Raw genomic sequence first — 7,483 nt, forward strand, 5'->3', positions numbered from 1 at the left:
TGGTCTAGTTGGCTCGCCTTCCCTGGTGATAGTTTTGTGTCGGTCTGACGAAGCAAACAATGAGTGGGTTTGCAAAGATCGTTGCGTTGAACGCAAAAGATATCAGGCGGTCAGGTCGCCGATTCGCACCGGCCGCGCCGGGAAGCGCGCACGGAACCCCAGAGGGGGTTTTTCGACACTATTCATGCGCTGCAGCAGCAAATGCTCGCAGTTTCGCCCCTGGCACGGCCCCATGCCGCAACGCGTCGAAAGCTTGACCGCGTTAGGGGTGGAAACGGCGGCGATGGCGGCGTCCACGGCGCCCTGCGTCACATCCTCGCACCGGCACAGGATCGTATCGGCGGGCTGGGGCTGAGACAGGAAAACCGACGGGTCGGCGATCGCGTCCAGCAGTTCGGCGAATCTCAGGGCATGGACCTGGCGTCTGCGCGGACCACGCGCCAGCCGTTCCGCCTCCGCCTTCGTGATCAGGCCTTCATCCAGAACGATGCCGATGCCCGCCAGCGCGCCTTCGGCCCGCGCAGCCTCCGCCCCCTTCACGCCCGTCGTCTCACCAGCGACATAGACGCCGAGGCGAGAGCTTCGCATCCATTGATCATGGACGGCGGACCACCCCCCGAACCGCCCCTGATCGACCCGCAAGCCCATCCCGCGCACCAGGTCCGACTGGGGCAAAAAACCGAAGCACAGGGCGACAGCGTCGCAGTCGATCTGTGCGCCAGACGCCAGCCGCAAGGCCTGGACCTGCCCCTCCCCCACGACCTCGACAGGGCGGTCATTGAAGCTGATACGGCGCCCCGAAGCCGCCAGCCGCAATCCGCCCAGCGCCACCTTCAGCAACTGGGTCGCATGGGCCAGGACAGTCATCGGCCGCCGCGCCGCCTGGACGATTGCGGATTGCAGCGACTGAGCAAAGGCCAGGGCTGCGACCTGACCGCCCGCCTCAATGATCTGTTCCGCGACCAGCAGCTGCAACGGATGACTGCCCGCAAGCGCAATGCGTCGCCCCGGCGTCAGCCGTTGGCTTTTGACGAAGGCCTGCACTGCCCCCGCGCTCATGACGCCCGGCAGGGTCCAGCCCGGCAAAGGCGTCGTCATGTCGTAGCAGCCTGCCGCAATCAGAACCCGTCGCGTCCGCAAACTGGCGACCTTCGCGCCATCGGAAGCCAGGACCTGCCAGCCGTCGGCATCAGCCCGGACATCCAGAATCGAGCGGCCGCCCAGCCATTCCACCCCATCCAGCGCCTCGAACGCGCGCAACTGGGCCTTCAGCTTGCGGTACACGCCGCCCGCCAGCCAGTTGGTGACGGTGAAGGCGCGCGGCGGCTGGCGCAGAATCTGTCCGCCCGGTCGCGCCTGCTCATCAATAACGGCGACGCGCCCCAGCCTGCCCTGCAGCGCAAGACAGGCCGCCTGTCCCGCAGGGCCGCCGCCGATGACGATCAGATCATAGTCGTCGCGCACCGTCATGTTCCGGCACGCGTCGTAGAAACCACCATGTCCGCCTGCACATCCGTCACGCAGGCGCGCAGCCTACGCGTGGGCTGATCGGCCAGCGCCACATCGACCAGACATTCACTGCAGACGCCCATGTTGCAGAACAGGCCGCGTGGCCGGTCCTGAGTGTCGCGGCGAAACATGCGCGCATCCGCCGCCAGCATGGCCGCAGCCAGGGTCTCCCCCTCATAGGCCTCGATCATCCGCCCATCGACTTGCAGGCTCAGCGGACGACCGCGAACCACGCCCTGATTGCTACGCACCGGCCATCCCCATGAAACTGTTGAGGTGGCTGATGCGGGCGGGCGAGAACAGGCGCAGCCGGTCTTCACGTTCATCCAGAATCTGCCGCGCCAGCAGACGGGCGAAGGTCGGCCCCAGCGTGAAGGCCGATCCGCCCGCCGCCACATAGACGCCCGGCGCCTGGGGGACTTCGCCGACCAGGGGCAGTTGATCGGCCGTTACGGCTGTCACGGCGGTCCAGCTGCGGATCAGATTCAACTGCGCCACCTGAGGCGCCACATCGACCGCCACCGCCAGGTTTCCGCGCAGAGAGGTCTCGATCAGGTCCGCTTGCTGGCCCGGATCAAACCGGCCCGTGTCGTCCAGCCTCATCCGCGACGGCCAGCCGCCACCGACCAGAATATTGCCCGCATAGGCCTGTTTCATCGACAGACGCCGACCGACATGCTGGATCAGTTGATCGATCAGAGGCGGTGCGCGCTCCGTCACATTCATCAGCAGGGCGACCGGAAAAATCGGCAGGTGCAGGTTGAACAGTTCGCCGATGCGGCCACTCCACGCCCCCGCAGCGATCAACACCTTGGACGCCCGAATATGGCGGCACCCCTGTCCCGTCTCCACAGCGATCTCATAGCCGTCGCGTATGCGACGCGCGGCGACGGCCCGCGCCCCCTGGGTCAGACAGGCGCCGTGTTTTTCAGCCCGCGCCGCAAACGCCAGGGTCAGCGCCTTGGGATCAGCATGCCCTTCGGATTCCAGATAGCTGGCGGCGATGATGGACGGCGACAGGATCGGCGCAATGGTCCGCGCTGCATCCCCGTCGATCAAGCGGCTGGGCAGGCCGCCGGCTGTCTCTCGCGCGACCTTCGCTTCCAGCAGCGCGACCTCCTGCGGGGTCTGCCCCACCATCAGACCGCCGTGCATATGCACATGCAGGCTGTCGCCCAGCTCAGCCTCCAACCCGCGCCATTCTTCGATGGCCAGACGGTTCAGGCTGAGGATCTGCGCCGCCTGGTCGGCCAATGCGTCGCCGTTCTCAAGAAAGCGGCGCTCGATCTGGAAATGCAGCGACCCGGCATTCGCCCCTGAGGCGCCCGCGTTCAGATAGGACGCCTCGATCAGTTCGACCGAAGCCCCGGCGCCGGCGAGTCGGCAGGCTGTTGCGCAGCCCACCAGTCCGCCGCCGATCACCAGAACATCGACGCTTCGCATCGTGTTTAGACACGTCCCAGGCTGGCCAGGGTCGCGCGGATGCTGTCCAGATCAGTGTCCGACACATCCATCAACGGCGCACGGACATGGCCGCCCGGCAGTTTCTGAACATTCAGAGCCGCCTTCAGAATGGCCGGACCGGAGCCAAAGCGTCCGACCAGATTGGGTGTGTACCACGCGTCCATAATAACCCGGTCCTGGCGTCCACACGCCCGCGCCGCGTCAAAATCACCGGCCCAGATGTGGTTATAGAAGTCTGGCTGCGCGCGGCCAAGCACGCCGCCCGCCCCCATGGTCCCGTCGCCGCCCGCACCCTTCAGCAGGGCCAGACCGGCGTCGTCCATGCTGTGACCGAACACCCGCACCTGATCCTTCAGACCGAAATAGGTCTGGGTGAAGGCCCGCAGGTCGCCGGTCGATTGTTTGATGGCGACGACATTCTCAAGCGCCGCCAAACGCTCCAGCACGCTGAACGGCATGTCGATGCCGGTGCCGGGCGGCCAGTTGTAGACACAGATCGGCAGGGCCGACGCATCGGACACGGCGCGGTAGAAGTTGACGATCTCGTCCTCACCCGGCCGGATGTAGGGCGGCGGGGTGACCAGCGCGCCCTCAAAGCCCGCCGCCGCCGCCGAAATGGTGAACTCCACGACCTCAGCCGCCGTGAAGGCAGTGCAGCCCGCGATAAGCGGCAGCTTTCCCTTCATCTGGGCGCCGACCGCATTGAAAAGCGCATGACGCTCTACAGCACTTATACTTGTCCACTCGCCGGTTGTTCCTGCAACGACAAGGCCATGCATGCCCTCACCGTGCAGCCAATCAAGCAATCGACCAAGCGCAGGAAAGTCCATCGCTCCATCGCGATCAAACGGCGTCGTTATAGCGGGTATGTAACCGCGCCAGTCGACGCGCATTCTCTTGGATGTCAACGAGCACCTCTTTGTAGTGCTGATTATAGATTTGGCACTGTCTCCGGCATTTTCGTCACGCTCACAAGATGGTATGAATGCGCAAAATCGTTGCGACAAACGCAACGCAGAATCCGGTCATCTGTTGGGAGGCAAACGGCATGCAGGTCACGTCGCTGCACTATTTTTATCAAGCCGCCAGCCTGGGCTCGATGCGTCTGGCCAGCGACAAGATCGGCGTCGCCGTCTCGTCGATCAGCCGCCAGATCGCCCAGCTTGAGCGGGAAATGGGGGTGGCCCTGATCGAGCGCGGACGCCGCACGATCCGCCTGACCGAGGCCGGGCGGCTGACCTATGAATATTATCAGGGCTGCATGTCGAACGAGGAGGCGTTCAAGAACCGTCTGCACGACTATCGCCAACTGAAGGCGGGCAAGATCGATATTTCCATCGGTGAGGGGTTTCTAGGGGGCTTCCTGCTGGAGACCATCGAAGGCTTTCAGAGCCAGCATCCCGGCGTGTCGGTCACCATTTCCGTGCTGTCGACAGCCGACATCGTCAAGCGCGTGCTGGACGACAGCGCCCACTGCGGCCTGATCTTTAACGACTGCAACGAGCCCAAGATCCGCGTGCGCGCCACGGCGGCCCAACCGCTTATGGTGCTGTGCGCGCCGCATCACCCGGCCGCCCAGATGGAGGCCCTGTCGCTGCAGGACATCAGCCAGTTCGACCTGTGCCTGCCTGACGCCGCCCTGCGGATTCGTCAGTTGCTGCGGGACGCAGAACGCCGCGAGGAGATCTGGCTGGAGCCGAAGCTGACCACCACCTCCATCTATGTGATGCGTGAGGCCGCAAAGGCCGGGCGGATGGTGACGGTCCTGCCCAAGATCGCGGCAACGACGGAACTGGCCGAAGGCTCGCTGGTGGCGCGGCCCATCCATGAGGCCAGCCTGGAATACACCACGGTCAGCCTGATCCACCGCCTGGGCCGCCAATTGGACGGCGCGCCCGCCCGCCTGCTGTCCACGCTCGAAGCCAAGCTGAAGGCCTGGAGCGCAAACGAAGGCGAGCGGACGGCGGCCTGACCGCTGATGGTCGGCCCTAGCCCGCGACGGGCTGGGGCTGGGCCGTCTTTTCGCGCGCGCTGGTGATCAGAATGACCACGACGGCGACGATGGCGTTGACGCCCATGGCGACCAGCCCCTTCTCCCACTCAGGGAAGATCAGGCCGAACAGGTTCTGTGCCGCGGGCACAAGCAGCACCACATAGCCTGCCGCCATGCCAGCGGCGACGCCGACAGCGTTGGCGCGCGGCCAGAGGAAGGCCAGGAACACGCCCGGCGCCAGCATGCCGATGGCGGCATAGGCGGACAGGCCGATCTCGACCAGAGACGCGGTCGCCCCCACCGTCAGCCAGACGGCGCCCCCCGCGAACACCACCATCGACAGACGCGAAGCCCGAAGCGCTGCCTGATCGCTGAGACCGGGGCGCAGCGGCATCAGCACGTTGCGGCTGAAGATCGAACCCGCCGTCAACAGCAGAACCGAACCCGGCACCAGGGCCAGCAGACAGGCGGTGCCTGCTAGAAGACCGATCATCCAGGACGGATAGGAATCAGACACGAACTGCAGCAGGGCGGCATTCACATCGCCGCCTGGCGGCTGTGTGCCCGCCAGCAACGCGGCGAAGCCCAGCAGGATGATGAAGAAGAAGGACAGCGAATACAGCGGCTGCCAGACGGCGTTGCGCCGGATCGCCTTACGGCTGCCTGCCGCATAGCAGAGCTGGAACATGTGCGGAAAAATCCACGTGCCCAGGGCCACGTTCAGGGCCGAGGTCATCAGCCAGGTCACGGTCAGACCCGCCTCGGGAACCAGGCCCGGGAAGACGCCGATGCCGGGGTGCTGGTCCTGTACCTTGTCGAAGACATCCAGGATCGAGATCGCCCCGACCTTATGCGCCACCGTGGCGCTAAGAGCGACGACCAGTACCACCATCAGCACGTCCTTGACGCCCGCCGCAAAAGCCGCCGAGCGCAGCCCCGCAACATAGACGAAGCCCAGCATGATGACCGCCGCCAGAATCGCCGAAGCCAGAACGGACACTTCCGCACCCAGCGTCAGACGCAGGATCATGCTCAGGGCCGTGATCTGGATCTGCACATAGACGATAATGGCGATGATGCCCGCCAGACCCACCACGCAGCCCAGCCACGTCGCCTTGTAACGGGCGGCGAAAAAGTCAGCTTGAGTAATGAAGCCGCCCTCGCGGCCGGCCTGCCAGATACGCGGCATCAGCCAGTAACCCAGGGTGGCGGCCAGCGACACGGAGGTGAAGGCCAGATAGGCCGGGGCCCCATAGGCCCAGGCAAAGCCGGAGATCCCCAGCACGGCAAAGGTGGTGTAGATTTCGCCCGCGTTCAGGAACCAGAAGATCAGGGTGCCGAACCGGCGCCCGCCGACGGCCCATTCGGACACGCTCTTGGCCCGGCTTTTCTGATGGCCGTACAGCATCGCGCCCAGCATGGTCGCGACGACTATTGAAATCGTCAGGAACAGGATCACGAGGACGCCTCCGCATCGGCGGCACGATCCGCGCTGTCTTCATCAAGGCCCAGCGCCCGCTCCATGCGCTCATCCAACATGAAGACCAGGGCGATCAGGGCGCTGGCGATCAGGATGCCCGCCATCTGCCAGACCAGCGGCAACGGCAGGGAGAAGACCCGCACCGACGCCGAGTTGACGAACGGCGCGCAGCCGATCTGCCAGATGAAGGGAATGAGCAACAGCCAGCGATGGCCATAGCGTTTCCAGGACGCTGTGCGTGGCGATGAGGCGGTCATAAGCTTACTCGGATCGCGGTCAGCTAGTGCGCGGCGGCGGGCGCGTCGTGGCGAACCACGTCCCCGCCCTTCATGACGAAATCGATCGTGCGCAAGGCGCTGATGTCCTTGGTCGGATCGGCGCGCACTGCAACGATGTCCGCATATTTACCGACCGTGATGCTGCCGATGTCCGCTTCGCGACGCATCATGCGGGCGGGCTGGATAGTGGCGGCCTGAAGCGCCTGAACGGGCGTCATCCCTGCGTCGACGTATAGTTCAGCCTCGCGCACCGTCGCCGTCGTGCCCTCATTGTCCTCGAACGGGAACTGGTCGGTGCCCAGAGCGATCGGCACGCCCAGGCGAATGGCCGACTGCAGCACGGCCCAGTGGTCGCGGCCGACGCTGTCCACGCGCGCCAGATACCAGTCAGGCGAACCGATGCGGCGGTAGAAGTCCTTGGCCCCCGGCTGGCTGACCACGATGGTCGGCACCAGCCAGGCCTTCTGCTGCACCATGCGGCGCAGAACCGGCTCGGTCAGGTGATAGCCATGTTCGAAACAGTCGATGCCGTATTCCAGCGCCTGCATGGCGGCCTCGGGCGAGCCGTTGTGGGCCGTGACACGCACGCCGTTGCGGTGCGCAACCTCGATCAGGGTCGACAGTTCGTCATTGGTCATGGGCGCCGCGGCGATGTCGCCATGAACATCCGAAATGCCGCCCGAAATGGCGATCTTGATCCAGCTGGCGCCCTGTTTGATCTGTTCGCGCGCCGCACGGGCGAAGGCGTAGGGACCATCC

General features: G+C 65.1%; 8 protein-coding genes. 1 reads left to right on the forward strand and 7 read right to left on the reverse strand.

Annotated elements, in window-relative coordinates; all coding sequences use genetic code 11:
- Positions 1–102: 102 nt before the first annotated feature.
- From QZ281_RS07625 to QZ281_RS07640, 4 genes are read right to left on the reverse strand one after another with little or no spacing between them, the layout of a single operon-like run.
- Positions 103–1,470: an NAD(P)/FAD-dependent oxidoreductase gene (locus QZ281_RS07625; RefSeq protein ID WP_292226732.1), complete on the reverse strand. Its 1,368-nt coding sequence runs from the start codon at positions 1,468–1,470 to the stop codon at positions 103–105.
- Positions 1,467–1,760, reverse strand: a complete 294-nt coding sequence (locus QZ281_RS07630) for a 2Fe-2S iron-sulfur cluster-binding protein (RefSeq protein ID WP_292226735.1) — start codon at positions 1,758–1,760, stop codon at positions 1,467–1,469. The genes QZ281_RS07625 and QZ281_RS07630 overlap by 4 nt, the downstream gene beginning before the upstream one ends.
- Positions 1,753–2,952: an FAD-binding oxidoreductase gene (locus QZ281_RS07635; RefSeq protein ID WP_292226738.1), complete on the reverse strand. Its 1,200-nt coding sequence runs from the start codon at positions 2,950–2,952 to the stop codon at positions 1,753–1,755. Before QZ281_RS07635 ends, QZ281_RS07630 begins: the two co-directional genes overlap by 8 nt.
- Positions 2,953–2,957: 5 nt before the next feature.
- The gene (locus QZ281_RS07640; RefSeq protein ID WP_292226753.1) at positions 2,958–3,866 is read right to left on the reverse strand and encodes a dihydrodipicolinate synthase family protein; all 909 of its coding nucleotides are present in this window, start codon (positions 3,864–3,866) and stop codon (positions 2,958–2,960) included.
- A gap of 155 nt (positions 3,867–4,021) precedes the next feature.
- Between QZ281_RS07640 and QZ281_RS07645 the strand changes: the two genes are divergently transcribed.
- A complete protein-coding gene (locus tag QZ281_RS07645) occupies positions 4,022–4,945 on the forward strand; it encodes a LysR family transcriptional regulator (RefSeq protein WP_292226741.1) in 924 nt (307 codons plus the stop codon).
- 16 nt (positions 4,946–4,961) lie between these two features.
- Here QZ281_RS07645 and QZ281_RS07650 read toward each other — a convergent pair whose 3' ends face one another.
- The 3 genes from QZ281_RS07650 to QZ281_RS07660 form a co-directional block, all read right to left on the reverse strand.
- On the reverse strand, positions 4,962–6,425 hold the full coding sequence (locus QZ281_RS07650) for a sodium:solute symporter family protein (protein WP_292226744.1): 1,464 nt from the start codon (positions 6,423–6,425) through the stop codon (positions 4,962–4,964).
- A complete protein-coding gene (locus tag QZ281_RS07655; protein ID WP_292226748.1) occupies positions 6,422–6,703 on the reverse strand; it encodes a DUF3311 domain-containing protein in 282 nt (93 codons plus the stop codon). Before QZ281_RS07655 ends, QZ281_RS07650 begins: the two co-directional genes overlap by 4 nt.
- Before the next feature lie 23 nt (positions 6,704–6,726).
- Positions 6,727–7,483, reverse strand: a 757-nt coding sequence (locus QZ281_RS07660) for an amidohydrolase family protein (RefSeq protein WP_292226751.1), incomplete at its 5' end; no start/stop codon positions are given.

The sequence above is a fragment of the Brevundimonas sp. genome, assembly GCF_018608325.1.
In the GTDB taxonomy this organism is placed as follows: domain Bacteria; phylum Pseudomonadota; class Alphaproteobacteria; order Caulobacterales; family Caulobacteraceae; genus Brevundimonas.